The sequence below is a fragment of the Arthrobacter sp. FW306-07-I genome (genome assembly GCF_021800405.1).
Classification (GTDB): Bacteria; Actinomycetota; Actinomycetes; order Actinomycetales; family Micrococcaceae; genus Arthrobacter.
Genome location: NZ_CP084550.1, coordinates 1,463,501 through 1,481,861, shown reverse-complemented (window position 1 = coordinate 1,481,861; position 18,361 = coordinate 1,463,501). Strand labels below are relative to the sequence as shown.

8 protein-coding genes are annotated in these 18,361 nt (G+C 65.9%); 2 read left to right on the top strand and 6 right to left on the bottom strand.

The annotated features are described in order from the left end of the window. Window positions 1-34 precede the first annotated feature (34 nt). The 6 genes from LFT46_RS06805 to LFT46_RS06780 form a co-directional block, all read right to left on the bottom strand. Window positions 35-6,148, bottom strand: coding sequence for an Ig-like domain-containing protein (locus LFT46_RS06805; protein WP_236821662.1), 6,114 nt, complete (start codon window positions 6,146-6,148; stop codon window positions 35-37). 147 nt (window positions 6,149-6,295) lie between these two features. After that, window positions 6,296-12,466: an Ig-like domain-containing protein gene (locus tag LFT46_RS06800; RefSeq protein ID WP_236821661.1), complete on the bottom strand. Its 6,171-nt coding sequence runs from the start codon at window positions 12,464-12,466 to the stop codon at window positions 6,296-6,298. 151 nt (window positions 12,467-12,617) lie between these two features. Next, on the bottom strand, window positions 12,618-13,862 hold the full coding sequence (locus LFT46_RS06795; RefSeq protein ID WP_373462197.1) for an adenylate/guanylate cyclase domain-containing protein: 1,245 nt from the start codon (window positions 13,860-13,862) through the stop codon (window positions 12,618-12,620). Next, a complete protein-coding gene (locus LFT46_RS06790) occupies window positions 13,852-14,451 on the bottom strand; it encodes a PH domain-containing protein (RefSeq protein ID WP_236801781.1) in 600 nt (199 codons plus the stop codon). Before LFT46_RS06790 ends, LFT46_RS06795 begins: the two co-directional genes overlap by 11 nt. After that, the gene (locus LFT46_RS06785; protein WP_236821660.1) at window positions 14,444-15,352 is read right to left on the bottom strand and encodes a biotin--[acetyl-CoA-carboxylase] ligase; all 909 of its coding nucleotides are present in this window, start codon (window positions 15,350-15,352) and stop codon (window positions 14,444-14,446) included. The genes LFT46_RS06790 and LFT46_RS06785 overlap by 8 nt, the downstream gene beginning before the upstream one ends. A gap of 41 nt (window positions 15,353-15,393) precedes the next feature. Then, window positions 15,394-16,281: an SDR family oxidoreductase gene (locus tag LFT46_RS06780; RefSeq protein ID WP_236821659.1), complete on the bottom strand. Its 888-nt coding sequence runs from the start codon at window positions 16,279-16,281 to the stop codon at window positions 15,394-15,396. A gap of 215 nt (window positions 16,282-16,496) precedes the next feature. Here LFT46_RS06780 and LFT46_RS06775 point away from each other — a divergent pair, with 215 nt between their 5' ends. Both LFT46_RS06775 and LFT46_RS06770 read left to right on the top strand, forming a co-directional pair. Beyond that, complete coding sequence (locus LFT46_RS06775) at window positions 16,497-18,080, top strand: acyl-CoA carboxylase subunit beta (RefSeq protein WP_236801778.1); 1,584 nt, start codon at window positions 16,497-16,499, stop codon at window positions 18,078-18,080. Beyond that, complete coding sequence (locus LFT46_RS06770) at window positions 18,077-18,325, top strand: acyl-CoA carboxylase subunit epsilon (protein WP_236821658.1); 249 nt, start codon at window positions 18,077-18,079, stop codon at window positions 18,323-18,325. The genes LFT46_RS06775 and LFT46_RS06770 overlap by 4 nt, the downstream gene beginning before the upstream one ends. The last annotated feature ends 36 nt before the right edge of the window (window positions 18,326-18,361 follow it).

Genomic DNA, 18,361 nt, shown 5'->3' with positions numbered 1-18,361 from the left:
GAGTGCCACTGATGCGAGATGATGCTGGAAATTGCTAGCGGTTTGGCATGCCGTTTGGCGGGTTGCAGCCAACGTTGGAGGTGTCGCAGCGGAGCCAGTTGCCCTTGGCCATCCCGTCGCTGAGGTGATACCAGATGCCGCTGGGGTTATTCGAGGTCTTGTACCAGACCTGGTAGCGGTCGGCCCGGGAGTAGGCGCCGGCATCAAGCCAAATGCCCTCGCCGTTGCATTGGGACGGGTTGCCCGCCACGAAGCTGTCCGTTCCCTTCCTGGGCTCGGTACAGCTTCGGGTCGGGCTGGCCGTGACGTTCCAGTCCGTTGGCGGAGGCGGGGTGTTGTCCGGGCCGGACGTCGAGGTGACCGGTCCGCCGATTGCGCCGGCCGTGACGGTGAATGCGCGGACCCGCAGTTTGTGGCTCTGGTTCCAGCCGCCGGCTCCGGCGTCGAACTTGTTCGCCTTGCCAACGTTCTGCCAGCCGCCGCCATCCATGCTCACCTCGTAGTAGCTGAGCGGCCTGCCGTTCGTCGCGGGATCATTCCAGGTCCAGTGCACCTGGCCATCACCCTTGGCCGATGTGGTGCCGTTCACGTTCGGGGCGTTGGCAGGACCGTAGGGGTTGCCAGTACCGATTGCCTTCGCGTCACCGGACATGTTGTTCTTCGTGGACGTGGCAATGATGGTCACGGTGATGTCGCGGCCGTTGGTCATCCCACCGATGGTTCCACCGCCTGCCCTAATGGCCCCGGTCTTGCCGTCGGCATTGTAGGAGTATGCGATTTCTGACGCGGTGGACCCGTTGCGCTGCGCCTCCGTCAGGGGCGTGAACGTCACATCGAGCTGACCGCTGGTCCCGTTCTCCTTGACAGTCCCAGCGTTCACAGTGCCGGGCTTTCCTGCTGCCCGGATCGCGGCGGACTGCGCACTGGTGGCGCTCGTCCCGGCCTTGTTGGTGGCAGACACAGTGAAGGTGTAGTTGGTTTCGGAGTTGTCCACGGTCACGTTCTGCGACGTCCCCGTAACCTGCTGGCTTGAGATTGCAGCTCCGCCCCGAAGCGTGGTCAGGGTGTAGGCCGAAATGGCATCACCGTTGTTATTGGGCGCCGACCAAACCACCCTCAGTTGGCTCTGGGAACCCACAGGCGTGGCCTGTGCCACGCCTGGCGCAGCCGGTGTTGCCGGCACTCCCGCGGGAACTTCCGCCGCCGAATAAGGGCTCCACTCGGACGGATCCTTGGCGTCGTTCCTGGCCAGGACCCTCACCTTGTAGGACACGCCGTTCTGCAGGCCCTTCCACACGTAGTTGACCGACGTCAGCCCCTGGATCTGGGCGTTCTGGCCAGCAGGCGCCGGCGAGATTTCCAGGTCGTAGGACTTCACGGGCGATCCCTTGCTGGCCGGAGCGGCCCAGGCGACCGTCAGCTGCTTGTCGCCGAACTTCAGCGCCGGCGCGAGAGGGGTATCCGGCTTCACATCGGGGCGGACATCGGCCGAGGCCGGGGACCGCTCAGACTCACCGAACTCGTTGGTGGCCGTCACCTGGAAGTGGTAGGTGGTGTTGTTGGTCAGGCCGTTCAGGGTGCAGGTGTTGGCCGGGCAGTCCTGCCGGAAGCCGCCCTCCCCGTACACGGTGTACTTGGTGATGGCTGAACCGCGGTCTGCGGGCGCGGACCAGTTGAGGAGTGCGGTTTGGTCACCCACGCTCTGGGCCTGCGGAGTGGTGGGCGAGGCCGGCTTGTCCTTGACCGTAAGCCGGACCCGGGCCGTAGCGTGCCGGGAGCTGTCCTGCGTCTTGTCCTCCACTGTGTACGCCACCACCAGGGTTCCGGTGAAGCCAGGTGCAGGGGTCACGGTGATCGAGTCACCGTTGACGCCCACGTTGCCACTGCCGGTTTCCGTGTTGGCTGCGATGATCTTCAGCGGAGTTTCCGGGAATGGGTTGGCGTCGTTCGCCAGGACGTTGATGGTCACGGGCTTTCCTGCGGCAGCGTTTGGTTCGACGTCGTCGTTGGCCACCGGCTTGGGCCGGTTCGAAGCGGTCACCGAAAGCTGGAAGGTGGCAGTCGCTTCAAGCCCGCGCGGATCCGTCGCCTTGACCTGCACAGCCGCCCGGGTCCCGGTTGCCGTGGAGTCTGCCGCCGAAACCTTCAGCGTGTTGCCTTCGATCCGGGCGTTGAAGCCCCCGGGAGAGTCCCCCACCATCTCATACTTCATCTTCTCGACGTCGTCCTGGTCGGGATCGGAGGTAAGCTTTCCGAGGTCGGTGCTGGCCGAGTCACCCTTGGGAACGTCCACGGTGGCGCCCAGCAGGTCCGGCGGGTTGTTCTTGTTGGGGTCCGGCAGGACCTTGGTGCGGATGCTGAGGGTCGACTTGAGACCGGCCGGATCATCGGGTCCTGTACCGTCGGTCACCTCGAAGGTGAGTGATCCAGGGCCGACATAGTCAGCTCCCGCGGAGTATTTAAGGCCTGCACCGTCCCGGATGATGGGATCGCCGCCGTCGGCCCCAATGAGCTTGATCCGGTCCGCCTGGGTCAGCCGGGGCGAGCGGCCTTCGCGTACCTTGACCCATTCCTTCAGGTCGACGTCGACGGACTGCCCGGCGACCACTTCGATGACCTCGTCCTTGGCCAGGGTGGGAACTTGCTGGCCCAGGCCCGGGACCCAGATGATCGCGGTGGACTGCTGCCCATCCACGTCTTCGACGGTGTATGGAATGAGCTGGGGCTGTTCGGTGAGGTCCACCAGAACGTTGCCGTTGCCCCCGGGACGTGCGGTGGTGGCCTCGGTGCTGATCTTCAGGTTTTCGCCCACGCCGTCCGGGTCCTCATCGTTCTTGAGGACGGGGACGTCCACGGCCGTCTTGCCCATGGCCTGGGCCGAGGTGACCCTGTCGTCGCGCGCGATCGGGGCCTTCAGGGGCACATCATTGTCAACCACCAGGCGGATGGTGGCCTGGGCGGTGGCGTCGCGGTCGTCGGCAACTGTGTAGCGGACGTTGACGGTACCGGCCTCGTTGGGTGCCAGGAGGATGATGCGGCCACTGTTCTTGCTGACGGTGGCCTGCAGAGCGGGGTCGGCCTCGATGCCGTCTGTGAGGATGCGGATGCGGTCGCCGTCGGGATCGGTGTCGTTGGCAATGGCGTCCACCGCGATCTGCCGGCCCGGCCGGACCCGGACTTCGTCATCAACCGGGGTTGGCTTCTGGTTGATCTCACCACGCGGTGCAATGCCCACCGTCACGGTGCCCGTATTTGCCACACCCTGGCGGTCCACCACCTTGTAGCGGAAAGTGTCGGTCCCGGCGCCGTCGCCCGCGGCAGTGAAGTCGATGAAGTTGCTGCCCACGGTGGCGGTGCCCATGGCAGGGGTGCTGTCGATGCCGGTCAACTGCACGGAGTCACCGTCGGGGTCGATGCCGTCGAGGGGCACGGGGATCCGGACGGTGCCGGCGGCCACCACGCGGGCGGTCAGGTTGCGCGGCTGGGGCCTGGAGTTCTCGGCGCCTTCGAGCGGCAGGATGTGGATGGTGACGGCTGCGGCGCTCTTCTGGCCCTGGGGGTCCACGGCGTTGTAGATGGCACGCACGGTCTTGGGCTGGGCGCCCGCGATGAAGCGGAGCGTGTTCTCCGAGACGAAGCTCTTTCCGTCGGCGGGGTCAACGGACTGCGGCAGGACCGGGTCCACGCTCAGTTCCTGGCCCTGCGGGTGGGTGTCGTTGTCCAGGACCGGGATGGTGACCACGTCGTTGACGCGGACATTCACTTCGTCCGGTTTGGGCTGCGGGGCCTCCACGACGGCCGGCGCAGGGACGGGTACCACGGAGACACTCCCGGTGGCGGACTTCTTGCCGTTGGACATGGTGTATTCGAACAGGATGGGGTCCTTGGTCCCCAGGATGTCGGTAATCCGCAGGACGCTGTGGTTGATCACGCTGACTGAAACTGTCGCGTTCTCCGGAAGCTTCACGGACTGCAGCACCAGCACCCCGCCGGAGGGGTCGGAGTCGTTGGCCAAGGGGTCCAGCAGCACGCTTCCGCCGGTGGGCATCAGTGCCACGTCATGGACTGCCACGGGGTCCCCGCCGTCGTTGCCGGATTCGACGTCGACGCGAATGAGGCCCTGGCTGCTTTGCGGCCCGTTGCTGGCGATATACGTGAGGTAGACCGGCCCGGGGGTGCTGCTGCGGAACGTGAAGGTGCCGCCGTCGGTGACGGGGCCCAGTTCGGCCGGGCCGTTGGCTTCCACCTGCGCCAGGCGGAGGGCGCCGCCGTTGGGGTCCACGTCGTTCTTGAGTGGCGAGATGACCAAGTCCTGGCCTACGACGGCGGTGACGTGGTCGGCGTTGACCACGGGCGCCAGGGCGCCGGGCGGCTGGACGTTGACCACCACCTTGCCGGTGACGGTGGCGCGGCCGTCCCAGATGGTGACCTGGACGTTCTTCTTGCCGGCGGTTGCCCCGGAGTCCTGGAAGGTGAGCAGGCCGTCGCGCCGGACCTTGACCTGGTCCTGTTCGTTGCCGGCTTTCGCGTCCAGCAGCACCAGGTCGTCGCCGTCGGGGTCGATCCAGTCGGTGAGGATGTTCTGGCTGACGGTCTTGCCCTGTTCCACCAGCATGGTGGTGTCCTCGCCGCGCTTGAACTTCGGCGGCTTGTTTTCGTCGGGTCCCACGACGCTGAGCGTGACCTGGCCGGTTGCGGACAGGCCGCGCCCGTCGGAGGCACTGTAGTTGAAGGTCTCCGTCCCCGGCTTGGCGTCCGCGGGGACGGTAATCTGGAAGGCCGTGCCGCCGTAGATGCTTTCCAGGCTGCCCGACTTGGGTCCGGAGTCCGCCGCCACGGCGGCCGTCAGGACGTCGCCGTCGGGGTCGGAGTCGTTGTCCAGGACGCTGAGAATGGTGGTGCGGCCGGGGCGTACGCCCACGGCGTCAGGCTTGGTTTCCGGCGGCCGGTTGGGTTTGGTCCGGTCCGGCAGCACGTTGATGGTGTTGTTGTCCGCGGATTCCTGGTCCTGGTCTTCGGACTGATTCTTGGGCGGGATGACGTCGTCCCAGTTGTTGACCAGCTGCATGTTCTGGTTCACGAGCCACACATTGCCCGAATTCACATCATTGAGGACCACCAGATCCCGGTTCACCCGGAAAACATACGACGGCGACGCACTCGCCTTAGGCACGTCCACCTTCTTATCGTCCCCATCATTGACGCAATCCCGGACATACTTATTCGCCCCCGACCACGCCGCATGCACACAACCACCCAACTGCACCGGAGCAGCCGGAACACCCTCACCATCGAAGGTCACCGTCCTCGCAGTCCCCCCACCCAACGGCTGCTCCAACAACGCCGACCGCGTCGCCACCGCCACAACATCACTGCCCGGCCCGGCCTGCTGCAGCTTCGCCTCCCGCGCATTCTCCAACGCCAACTTCTTACCACCAGGCAAAAACAGGTTCCCCGCCGCAGCATCCAACACCACCGGCCGGTCCCCCACCACCGTCATCTGCAAATCCCCCGCACCCTTAAGACCATCCCAGGCACTGGACTCCGACGACGTCACCGCCCCACTGGCGTCCACCCCCGTCACCGTCACCACCCCGGTCTTCGGATCCGCAGAATAAATCCGGTCATCGGCACCCACCGCCGACACAATCCCCTCCGAACCCACCATCACCGGCTCGGACGCTTCCTTATCAAAACCATTCACCGTGGACGGCGACACCGCCCACACCTTCCCCGACGCAGCATCCGTCACCGAAATCGTCCGCGCACCAAAACTCACATCGGCCGCCCCCGGCAACTGCTTATCCCCACCAAGACGCATATTCGCCGGCGACACCTGATTCAACGTCGAACCAGTCTCATCATCAACAAACACCTCACCGGCATGCTGCAACACATCAAACGTCGTCGACGCCGGCGTCACCGCCCCATCCAACACCCGCGACGGATAATTCAACCGCCCCACAGCATTCTTCGACTTCGACACCACCCACACGCCACCGTCATTCAACTCCACCTCAGTGGTCTTAAACCCCGGATACAACACAGCACCCGTCACCACAACAGCCACCACAGCACCAAACGCAGTACCGGTGGCCAGTTTTTTGTGTCGCTTCTTCAGCCCAAGCTTCCCCAGCAGAGTTGTCACAGCGTTACTTTTCCCTCAGATTATGTAGCCGAATGGCGGCCTGTTCGCAGGACAGGCAGCAGGCTTGCTTTCCCCCGGGACAGAGTACCGAACCCGCGCAAAACCCGCGATGGGGACATCTGCCCGGGCCGCCACCGGGCATGGGGCCTAGCAATGCGGTGCCCCAAGCGCGGCGGGATCGGCCAGCGTGGTGTGTCCGGCGATGACGTAGCGGCCAACGTTGCGTGCCGAACCGGATTCCACCCGCCACCAACGGACGATGCCGTTGCCGGACCAGTTGTCGCTTTGGTCGATGTAGCACGCCACCATGATGCGGTCCTGGTCAGCCTTGTAGAACCACGGCGGGCTGTCGGCGTTGACGCCGTCACAGTCGAAGTAGGGACTTGGCCGGTAGTTGGACCCGCCCAGCGTGAACGTGCAGCTCCGGACGAAGTTGGGGTCGGAGGTCTTGATCCTGGTTTCCCAGAGCCCCTGTTTGCCCGCGTTGGCGCTGGCCGTGGCCACTGCGCTGCCGGTACCCATGGAGTTGAAGGTCTGGACTGCGATGGTGACGGTGTCGCCGAAGTTGGCCGTGTTGACCGTCCTGCTGCCGGAGGCGGCCACGTTCTCCCACCCGCCGTTGTTGATCCTGATCTTGGTCTGCGCCACATCATTGGTGCTGGTGGACGGTGAGGACCAGTTGAGGGTTGCCGACTTCTGGTTGACGGCCCCGTCCTGTCCGGAAGCCGAGGGCGTGCCCGGGGATCCGTAGGGCGTGGTGGTGGCGGGTGCGCTGCTGTCCGAGCTCGGTGCCACCGTGGAGTTGGCGATCACGGTGATGCTGACGGCGGTTCCATTGCTGAAACCGCTGATGATCTGCCCTGGCGTAATGGGCCCGCGGGCGCCATTGCTGGCGTTGTAGGTGTAACTGACCTCGTTCTCGGCAGAGCCGTTGCGTTCCGCCGCGGTCAGTTTGCGGAAGTCCACGGTCACCGCACGTCCTGCTCCCCCGGTATTCGCCGGCGTGGCGGTCACTCCGGAGACAGTGGAGAGCTTGCCGGTGGCGCGACGGGGCGCCGACTGCGGACTGACTGCGCCCTTGCCGGCCTTGTTCTCCGCCTGCACGGTGAAGGTATAGGCGGCCTCGGAGTTGTTGGCGGTGAAGTTGGCGGTACGGACGTTGCCTGGCACGGCCTGCGTCTGGTCCGCGGCGTTTCCGCCACTCATGGTGACGTAGTAGGTGCTGATGGGGTCGCCATTGGTGTTGGGTTCGGCCCAGGTGGCCCGCAGCTGGTTCTGGGTGCCCACGGAGGATGCGACGGCGGACGACGGCGCGGCAGGTGCGGCGGGCACGCCGGCCGGGTTGTCTTCTGCGGAGTAGGTCCCCCAGTCGGACGGGCCGAGTTCGTTGACAGCCTGCGCGCGCACCTTGTACTTCACACCGTTGGTGAGGCCGGTCCAGGTGTAGTTCAGCCCGGCTACCTCGTTCTTGACGGCAACCCCGCTGGCCGGCGGCGGTGAAATCTCCAGGTTGTAGTGCTTCACCGGCGAGCCCTCTGTCTTGGCAGCGGGCCAGGTGATGGCCATGGTCTTGTCGCCGGCCTTGACCGTGGGCGCCTCCGGCGGGGACGGCTTTTCGTCAGGCCGGATTTCGTTGGACTGCGGGGAAGGAGCGGAATCCCCCACCTCGTTGGTGGCCAGCACCGTGAACACGTACTTCACGTTGTTGGTGAGTCCGCTCAACGTGCAGGTGGTGGTGGGGCACTTCTGTTCGAAACCGTTGTTCGAGCGGACCGTGTACCCGGTGATGGGGGCGCCGTTGTCCGAGGGCGGCGCCCACTTGAGCACGGCGGTGCGGCTGCGGACGTCAGTGGCGCTGGGCGCCGAAGGCGCATCGGGTTTGCCGCGGACGGTGAGACGCAGGCGCCCGTCGACCTGGCGTGACAGGTCGCCCGTTTTGTCCCCCACGGTGTAGCGGACCACCATGACGCCCTTGTACCCGTCAGCCGGGGTAACGGTGATGCTGTCGCCTGCCACCGCCGGCTGTCCGGCCGCGGCTCCGGTCTCCACGGTGGCGCCAATGATCCGCAGGGGTGTGTCCGGGAACGGATTGAAGTCGTTGGCCAGGACTTTGACCTGTTCCGTCTTTCCCGCGTTGGCTTTGTCCACCACGTCATCGTTGGCCACGGGCAGGGGCCGGTTGGAGGCGACGTGGCGGGCGGTGATGGTGGCGCCCACGGCGGGTGACCTGCCGTCGGTGACCTTCACCTGGATATTTCCAGTGACGCCGACCCCAAGGGAACCGTCGGCAGTGATGGCGAGCGTGGCGCCGTCGACCTTTGCCTTGAACCCGGCCGGAAGCGTCCCGTCCAGTTCGAAGCGGAGGTTGTCCTTGTCCCGTTCATCCACGTCCTTGGCCAGCCCGGCCAGGTCAACCGTTGCCTGTTCGGCTTTCGGAACGTCCACCGAAGTGCCGCTGAAGGTGGGCGGGTGGTTGGCGTTGGGGTCCGGGATCACCTTGGTCATGATTACCAGCGTGGCTTTCAGGCCGTCGCCATCGTCCGGTCCGGAGCCGTCCGTCACCTCGAACGTGATGGAGCCGGGGCCCACATAATCGGCTTTCGCGGTGTAACGCAGGGCCTTGCCGTCGGACTGGATGACGCCCTCCGGCGATCCGCCCTGGACCCGCACCGAATCAGCCACGGTGACCCTGGCGGTGCGGCCGTTGCGGACCCGGACGTATTCGGCGAGGTCCAGGGTGATGTCCTTGCCGGACATGACTTCGACCGGCTCCGTTTTGGCCAGGGTGGGGTACTGCGCACCCTGGCCGGGGATCCACATGAGGGCCGTGGAGGTGAGGCCGTCCACGTCGGTCACGGTGTAGGGGATCAGCTGGTCCTCCGCGGTCAGCGTCACCACGAGGTTGCCGGAGCCGCCCACGCGGGCATTGGGGTTGCCGTCGGGCAGGCTGATATTAAGGTCTGCGGCCACGCCGTCGGCATCGGAGTCGTTCTTCAGGACGGGTACATCCACTGCGGTCTTGCCAAGGGTTTCGGCCACCGTGACCCGGTCATCCTTGGCCACGGGCCGTTTGAGCTCCGCGTCCGGGCTGGTCCGGATGCGGATCACCGCACTGGCGGAGGCCTTCTTGTCGTCCTGGATGCGGTAGCTGATGCTTTCGTTGCCGGCGGCCGCGGGAGCGGTGAAAAGCACCTTGGCGCCGTCCGTTGCCTCGACCTGAAGTTCGGGTGCGGCCTCGAAACCGTCGGAAACCAGGCTGAGGGGATCGCCGTCGGGGTCTGAATCATTGGCCAGGGCCTCCACGGCCACTTTGCGGCCGGGCCGGACGTCGACGGCGTCGTCCACGGCAATGGGTCTCTGGTTGTTGGCTTCCAGCGGGGCGATGCCGACAATGACGGTGCCGGTGTTCTCGGCACCGATCCGGTCGCGGACCCGGTAGGTGAAGCTGTCGGTGCCCGCAGCATCGCCCGCGGCGGTGAATTCCAGGTAGCCGTCCCGCACCACGGCTGTTCCCATGGCCGGTGCCTTGTCGATGCCGATGAGCTGGACGGAGTCGCCGTCGGCGTCGATGCCGTCCAGGGGCACGGGTACTTTGACCGTCATTCCTGCCACGACGCGGGCGGTCAGGTTGCGCGGCTCGGGCCGGGTGTTCCGGTCATCGTCGCGGGCGCGGATGCGGATGGTGACCTGCTGGGAGTCCACCTGCCCGGATGCGTTCTGCACCTTGTAGATGGCATAGACGGTTTTTGCCTCGGGCCCGGCGATGAACCGTAGCTGGTCGCCCGCCACGAACATGCGCCCGTCGGCAGCGTCAGGCTGCTGGGCAAGATCGGGCAGCAGGGTGAGCTTGGAGCCGTTGGGGTCGGAATCGTTGGCCAGGACAGGGATGGTGACGACGTCGTTGATCCGGACCGTGGCCTCGTCCGGCTTTGCCTGGGGTGCCTGGAGCTTGGCCGGGGCAGGGACCATCAGCACGGCAATCTCGCCGATGGCGGAGGAGCGGCCGTTGGACACGGTGTACCGCACGGTCAATTGGCCTTCGGCGCGGATGTCGGTGATCCTCACCACGGAGTGGTCAAGCACCGCGACGCTCACCGGCAGTCCAGCGTCGGCGGTCACGGATTGCACCACCAGGACCCCGCCCGACGGGTCGAAGTCGTTGCCAAGGACGTCTACCAGGACGTCGCCGCCGGTGGGCAGCAGTGCGGTATCGCGGACGGCAACGGGCGCTCCCTCGTCGGTGCCCGGCACCACATCCACGCGCACCAATTGCTGTGCGCTGGCGGGACCGTTGGTCGCCAGGTAGCTGACGTAGTGCGCCCCGAGGGTGCGGGAGTTGAAGGTGAAGGTCTGCTGGTCCGGGTTGAGGGTGGCAGTGGATTCAGCGTCGGGGCTGGCCTGCGCCAGCCGCAGGGTCCCACCCTGGGGGTCCGAATCGTTCTTCAGCGGCGTGATGACGGTGTCGCTGCCTGCTACTGCCACCACGTGGTCGGCGTTGGCGATGGGCGGCAGGGCGCCGGGGCTCCTGACATCCACAGTGATCTTCCCCTCCGCTGTGGATTGTCCGTCCGAGACCGAAACGGTCAGGACCTTCCGGCCGGGACCGGAGCCGGAATCCTGGAAGGTGAGCTGGCCGTCGGGGCGGATGCGGGCCTGGTCCAGGGGGTCGCTGCTGGACACGGAGACGGCGAACAGGTCGTCGCCGTCAGGGTCCATCCAGTCCGGAAGGATATTTTGCGTGACGGCCTTGCCCGATTGGACCACCAGCGTGGTGTTCCGGTTCGGTTTCTGCCGCGGCGCCGTGTTGGTGCCGGGCGGGACAATGCTGAGGGTGATGTCCGCCGACGCGGAAAGGCCCCGGCCGTCGTCCACCGTGTACGTGAAGGTCTCGCTGCCTGTTTTGTCAGCCGGTACGGCGATCTGCAGGCCTGTCGAGCCGTAGATGGGCGACACCGCACCCGCCTTCACCCCTTCCGGGGTGCGGACGGTGAGGACGTCGCCGTCGGGGTCGGAGTCGTTGTCCAGCACCGGCAGGATGGTTGTCTTGCCGGCACGGATGCCGAATTGGTCCGGTTTGGCCACCGGGGCATTGTTGGGTTTGGTGCGGTCCGGCAGGACCGTCTGCTGGACTTCGTCGGCGGAGTCCTTGTCCGCGTCATCGGAGGTTTCCTTGGGCGGGATGACGTCGTCCCAGTTGTTGACCAGCTGCATGTTCTGGTTCACCAGCCACACATTGCCCGAATTCACATCATTGAGGACCACCAGATCCCGGTTCACCCGGAAAACATACGACGGCGACGCACTCGCCTTAGGCACGTCCACCTTCTTATCGTCCCCATCATTGACGCAATCCCGGACATACTTATTCGCCCCCGACCACGCCGCATGCACACAACCACCCAACTGCACCGGAGCAGCCGGAACACCCTCACCATCGAAGGTCACCGTCCTCGCAGTCCCCCCACCCAACGGCTGCTCCAACAACGCCGACCGCGTCGCCACCGCCACAACATCACTGCCCGGCCCGGCCTGCTGCAGCCTCGCCTCCCGCGCATTCTCCAACGCCAACTTCTTACCACCAGGCAAAAACAGGCTCCCCGCCGCAGCATCCAACACCACCGGCCGGTCCCCCACCACCGTCATCTGCAAATCCCCCGCACCCTTAAGACCATCCCAGGCACTGGACTCCGACGACGTCACCGCCCCACTGGCATCCACCCCCGTCACCGTCACCACCCCGGTCTTCGGATCCGCCGAATAAATCCGGTCATCGGCACCCACCGCCGACACAATCCCCTCCGAACCCACCATCACCGGCTCGGACGCTTCCTTATCAAAACCATTCACCGTGGACGGCGACACCGCCCACACCTTCCCCGACGCAGCATCCGTCACCGAAATCGTCCGCGCACCAAAACTCACATCAGCCGCCCCCGGCAACTGCTTATCCCCACCAAGACGCATATTCGCCGGCGACACCTGATTCAACGTCGAACCAGTCTCATCATCAACAAAAACCTCACCGGCATGCTGCAACACATCAAACGTCGTCGACGCCGGCGTCACCGCCCCATCCAACACCCGCGACGGATAATTCAACCGCCCCACAGCATTCTTCGACTTCGACACCACCCACACGCCACCGTCATTCAACTCCACCTCAGTGGTCTTAAACCCCGGATACAACACAGCACCCGTCACCACAACAGCCACCACAGCACCAAACGCAGTACCAGGGAACCACCGGGGGCGCGAAAACCGGCGCTTGGGCAGGCCGGCAGCAGTGCTTTGGGCGCGCGTTTGTCCGCGGCGTTTCATTCGTAGAATCTCCCCCAGATTTCTGGCTCACAGCCGGACCCGGCTTCCATGGACGCCGGGCAGCACAACAGTACCGCTAATTCACCAACAAGTGGATAAACAGTGACAAGGACGCCGGAACCAAGACGCCGCGCCCCGGATTCACCAGGGCTTAGTCCAACACCAAGCCCTTGCCGCGGCCGCGCGTGAGGCGTACCGGGTTGATCTCGCCGAACCCGCGGACGTTCTCGGGGTCCTGCGGGATCAGGACGAAGCGCTCATCGTGCTCCAGGGCAGAGGCGGTCATGGAGTCCACCAGGACGGTGCCGGGATCGGCGAGGGTAGTCAAGCGTGCTGCGAGGTTGACGGTGGGACCATAAATGTCACCGAGGCGGGACAGGATCCTGCCCCACACCATGGCCACCCGGGCTTCCGGGAGAATCTCATCCTCGGTGAAGGCCTCGGCGAGCGCCAGGGAAATCTCGGCGCCGGCCGCAGGGGTTTCGGCGATATAGAGGACTTCATCGCCCACGGTCTTGACAAGCCGTCCGCCGCCCACGGAGATGATCTCGGCGCACTTGTTTTCAAAGCGCTGGACCAGCCGTGCGAGTGTCTTTTCGTTCATCCGGCGGGACAGGCTGGTGTAAGAAACCAGGTCCGCGAAACCCACGGCGCGGGCCAGGGGCAGCGGCGCGTCATCCTCGTCGCCTTCCCGGCCTTCTTCGCTCGCCTGTAAGCCTGCTTCAGCCCGGAGGGCGAGACGCTGGACGGCGGCGTTGAGCTGTCGGCGCCAGGAGTACACCAGGACTTCCTCGAGCGGGTCAACCAACGCGGGGAGCTCATTGACCAGCCGTTTTCGGGCCACGGCATCCGTGACGCCCTGCTCGTGGACCATGTCCTCAACCAGGGCCTCGATCTGCCAGACCACCATGCGGTCGGTCATCTGCCCGATCGAGCGGGTGATCGAGATGGCCGCTTCCTCGGTCAGCTTGCCGGTGCGGACCAGGTCCACCACGGTGGACAGGGCCGCTTGGTCGCGCTCGGTGAAGGCAACGTCCTCGTCGCCGAGATTCGGGAAGCCCAGGGCGCGCCAGAGTTTGCGGGCCGAGAGGAGTGAAAGGCCGGCGCCGGCCGCAACTTCACGACGGCGCAGCTTGCGTTCCCCGCCCAGGAGGCGGGCCTCGAGGGCCTTCATGGCAAGGCGCTCGGCGGACATCGCGCCGGTGGGCGGGTGCCGGTCGACGGCGGGCATCACGGGGTCGGAAAAGGTTTCGGACCCCGACGGGTCGGCGGAGGAGTCCGCGCCGGTATCAGAAGCGGCAGGCCGAAAAGCGGCGGATCCAAAAGGGGCAGGATCAAAGCCGGCGGTGCCGGGTGCGATGCTGTCGACGCGTTCCTGCTGGTCCTCATCGGTCATCCCGTCCACCTTCTCTCATATCCTCCGGAAACGCACCGGCGGGGTAATACGTGGCGCCGCCCGGCTGGGCCCCGCTTTCATCCGGCAATTCCCCGATGGCATCGAGGATAAAGTCACGGAACCTTGCAACCTCGGGCACGTCACGAAAGGTCACCACGCCCTGGTACCCGGTTTCCAAGGATATATTCCCGGAGCGCACCAATCGCTGCAGCACCGATTCGTGGACCGTCAGGTTACGGACCGATGCGAGGTTCACCTGCTGGTCCCGCCGGTTCAGCAGGCCGTACCGGGCCACCATCCGCTGGCTGGTCAGGGTGTAGCGGGTGCCCTGCCAGCGGAGCAGGCGCGGCAGGCAGTAGCCCAGCCATACCGCTGCAGCCGCGAGGACGCAGGCGGTGACGAGCCACGGCGTCCATTGCCGGCCGATCGCTGGCGCCAGGCGTGCCGCGCCGCCGCGGATGATCCAGGCGCTTGCGTAGGCAGCCAGCGCCGGGGCCAGCACGAAGGCCACCGCAGCCCCGGCCAGCCTCCTCGGCTGCGGACGGGTTGTGACGATGACCTGCTCCCCGGGAACGAGGGTTTTACGCATAACCGCCTTGGTTGGGCGCGTCCGGCGCTGTCCAGGGCCGCAGGTGCACCACGTCTCCCGCCGTCACCACGTGCTCGCGCCCGTCGCGGTCCACCACCAGCAGCGAGCCGTAGTCGTCCAGCCGGGAGGCGTGTCCAATAATTTCGTGGTCGCCGGGAAGCTGGGCGCGCACCTGCTTGCCCAGCGTGACCATGACGGCCTCCACCCTTTTGTGCAACGAGGGCCCACCCGCCATGCCCGCTGTGGGGTCGCCGTCGGCATTGCAGAAACTGCGGTAAAGGACCGCAAAGTGGGACAGGTAGCTCTTCAGCAGGGCTGTGCGGTCTGTGGTGCCGGCACCTTCAAGGGCCACGGAGGTGGCGGTGGGAACGGGAAGTTCGCTTTCGCGCAGGGTGACGTTCAGGCCGGTGCCCAGGATGACGGGGGGCACGTTGCCGTCCGCCATCGGTCCGAGCTGTGCCAGGATGCCGGCGATCTTCCTGCCGCGCACCAGGACGTCGTTGGGCCATTTGAGCTCGGCCGGGATGCCGGCGGTTTCCAAAAGTGTCTCCCGCAGCGCGAGAGCCGCGATCAAAGAGAGCCAGGAGTAACTCTGGGTAGGCAGCGGCCGTCCGTCCGCGTTGACCGGGCGCAGGACTATCGAGACGGACACCGAACTCAGCGGCGGAGTTTCCCAGTGCCGGTCCAGCCGGCCCCTGGCGGCAGTCTGGTACTCGGCGGTGAGGACGGAGAGGTCCGGCCAGGCCGCGGGATCCACCGTGGCACCGCGCAGGAGGTCAGCATTGGTGGAGCCGGTGGAGTCCACCACATCGATCCGGGGTATCCCCGTGGCGGACAGGAAGCGCTGGTCGGCCAGGTCCCCTCGGTTCAGGGGGGTGCCCGGTGCGTGTGCGTCGTCCATACCTAAATCCTACCGAGCGGAACACCGCGCCGGTGGCGCCGCTACAGGAAGATGTCGGGAACCAGCTGGTCCTCGGGCGCCCCCAGGCTGTAGGGGCGGAAGTCCGCCACGCCGGCAGCAGCCAGGACCTGCTCGTCCGTGTAGAAGTTGCCCGACGGCGGCGTGCCGGTACCGAGGTTGGCTCCGGTGAGGACCGCATGGGCGGCGTCGGCCATGATCTGCGGGCCCCGCGCGGCCAGGACCATGCTTTCGCCGTGGGGCATGTTGCGGATGGCAGCGGTGTCGATCAGGGTGCAGGGCCACAGGGAGTTGACCCGGATCCCGTCCGCCTTCAACTCCTCGGCGAGGCCCAGGGTGGTCAGGCTCATCCCGTATTTGGCCATGGTGTAGGCGAGGTGTTTGCCCGCCCAGGAGGGGTGCAGGTTCAGCGGCGGGGAGAGCGTGAGGATGTGCCCCTGCTCCGAGGCCCGCAGCGCCGGCAGGGCCAGTTTTGACAGCAGGAAGGTGCCGCGGACGTTGATGTCCTGCATCAGGTCGTACTTCTTCATGTCGACGGCGTCCGTAGTGGACAGGTCGATGGCTGACGCATTGTTGATGACGACGTCGATGCCGCCAAACCGCTCCATCGCGGCATCCACCGCGCCGGCCACGTCGTCATCCCTGCGCACGTCACCCACCAGTGGCAGAGCCTGGCCACCCGCGGCCACCAGTTCCTCGGCAGCGGTGTAGACCGTACCCTCCAGCTTGGGATGCGGCTCCCCCGTCTTGGCCAGGAGCACGATGTTGGCGCCGTCGCGCGCCGCCCTTTTGGCTATGGCGAGCCCGATCCCGCGGCTGCCGCCGGAAATCAGGATGGTCCGTCCGGCCAGGGAACCTGCCGCCCGGTAGGGGCTGTCGGGAGCATGCAAAGCATCGTCGCTTGGGGTCATGGCACCACTGTAGCCCAACTAAGTTACCGGTGAGTAACATTGATGGGAGGCGGCTGGAACGGCAGAAAATTGTAGGTTCCCTACAGCCGTGGGCGTCCAAAGCGTCACTAGACTTGCCAGCAGGGTTCGTCTTTTGTGTGGATGCTACTTAAAGCGCCGCGCAGCCCGACGTACCAGCCAACGGAATTGACCTGCTACAGAGCCGGAGACACTTGATGAGCCACGATCTGACAACGACCGCGGGGAAGATTGCCGATTTCCGCGACCGCCAGGCGCGCGCCGAACAGCCCTCCGGCCCCGAAGCCATCGAAAAGCAGCACGCGCGGGGCAAGAACACCGCCCGTGAGCGCATTGCCCTCCTGCTGGACGAGGACTCATTTGTCGAGTTCGACGCCCTGGCTGTCCACCGCTCCACCGCCTTCGGCATGGAGAAGAAGAAGCCGCTGGGCGACGGCCTGGTCTCCGGCTACGGCACCGTGGATGGACGGCTGGTTGCCGTCTACAGCCAGGACTTCACCGTCTACGGCGGATCACTCAGCCAGGTCAACGGCGAAAAGATCGTCAAGGTCCAGGAGTTCGCGCTCCGGAACGGTTGCCCCGTCGTCGGCATCCTGGACGGCGGCGGCGCCCGCATCCAGGAAGGCGTTGCCTCGCTGGCCATGTTCGCCGACATCTTCCGCAACAACGTCCATGCCAGCGGCGTGGTGCCGCAGATCTCGCTCATCATGGGCCCCTCCGCCGGCGGCGCGGCCTATTCCCCCGCCCTCACCGACTATGTGGTGATGGTGGACAAGACCTCGCACATGTTCATCACCGGCCCGGACGTCATCAAGACTGTCACCGGCGAGGACGTGGACATGGAAACCCTGGGTGGAGCGCGGCAGCACAATGCCACCACCGGAACCTCCACCTACCTGGCCTCGGACGAAACCGACGCCATCGAGTTCGTGCGCGAACTGCTGGACTTCCTGCCCTCCAACAACCTGTCCGAGGCGCCCGTGCTGGGACACCAGCAGGAGTTGGAAATTGACGACGACGACCTCGCCTTGGATGCGCTGGTCCCGGATTCTGCCAACCAGCCCTACGACATGCGCGCCGTGGTGGAACAGATCGTCGACGACGGGCACTTCCTCGAGATGCAGGCCTTGTACGCCCCCAACGTGATGATCGGCTACGGCCGGGTGGAGGGGCACACTGTTGGCATCGTGGCCAACCAGCCGCTGCAGTTCGCCGGCACCCTGGACATCGCCGCCTCCGAAAAGGCCGCCCGCTTTGTCCGCCACTGCGACGCCTTCAACATCCCGATCATCACCCTGGTGGACGTTCCCGGGTTCCTTCCCGGCAAGGACCAGGAGTTCCAGGGCATTATCCGCCGCGGGGCCAAGCTCCTCTACGCCTACGCCGAGGCCACCGTCCCCAAGCTCACCGTCATCACCCGCAAGGCCTACGGCGGCGCCTACATTGTCATGGGTTCCAAGAAGCTTGGCGCGGACCTGAACCTGGCCTGGCCCACGGCGCAGATCGGCGTCATGGGTGCACAGGGCGCGGTGAACATCCTGTACCGGCGCGATCTGGCAGCCGTCGCCCAGGACGGCGGCGATGTTGAGGCCCGCCGGGCCGAAGTGATCCGCCAGTACGAGGAAGAACTCCTCAACCCCTACCAGGCTGCCGAACTCGGCTACGTGGATGCGGTCATCGCCCCCTCGGACACCCGCATCCAGATCATCAAGGGATTGCGTGCCCTGCGCGACAAACGGGCCAGCCTCCCCGCCAAGAAGCACGGGAACATCCCGCTGTGACGCCCACTGAAAGCCCTGCAGGCCCAGCCGACACCCCTGAAGCCCAAGCCGCTCCCCTGCTCTCTGTTGTCAAAGGGCAGCCGAACGCCGAGGAACTGGCCGCGCTGACCGCCGTCGTGCTCTCCCTGGGTGGCGAGAGCCCTGCTCCCCGCAAGAGCCCCAGCGTGCGCCACTGGGTGCGCCGGCAGCAGCTCCGCCTCGCCCCCACGCCCGGGCCGGGCGCCTGGAAGCGCAGCCAGGGCTGACAGGAGCGCCGACCCCGGCGGGGCATGCTGACGTTG

What these genes read in the sequence shown, in the direction of transcription:
- LFT46_RS06800 (WP_236821661.1), bottom strand. Translation starts at nt 12,466, where the DNA reads ATGAAACGCCGCGGACAAACGCGCGCCCAAAGCACTGCTGCCGGCCTG.
- LFT46_RS06795 (WP_373462197.1), bottom strand. Translation starts at nt 13,862, where the DNA reads ATGACCGATGAGGACCAGCAGGAACGCGTCGACAGCATCGCACCCGGC.
- LFT46_RS06790 (WP_236801781.1), bottom strand. Translation starts at nt 14,451, where the DNA reads ATGCGTAAAACCCTCGTTCCCGGGGAGCAGGTCATCGTCACAACCCGT.
- LFT46_RS06785 (WP_236821660.1), bottom strand. Translation starts at nt 15,352, where the DNA reads ATGGACGACGCACACGCACCGGGCACCCCCCTGAACCGAGGGGACCTG.
- LFT46_RS06780 (WP_236821659.1), bottom strand. Translation starts at nt 16,281, where the DNA reads ATGACCCCAAGCGACGATGCTTTGCATGCTCCCGACAGCCCCTACCGG.
- LFT46_RS06775 (WP_236801778.1), top strand. Translation starts at nt 16,497, where the DNA reads ATGAGCCACGATCTGACAACGACCGCGGGGAAGATTGCCGATTTCCGC.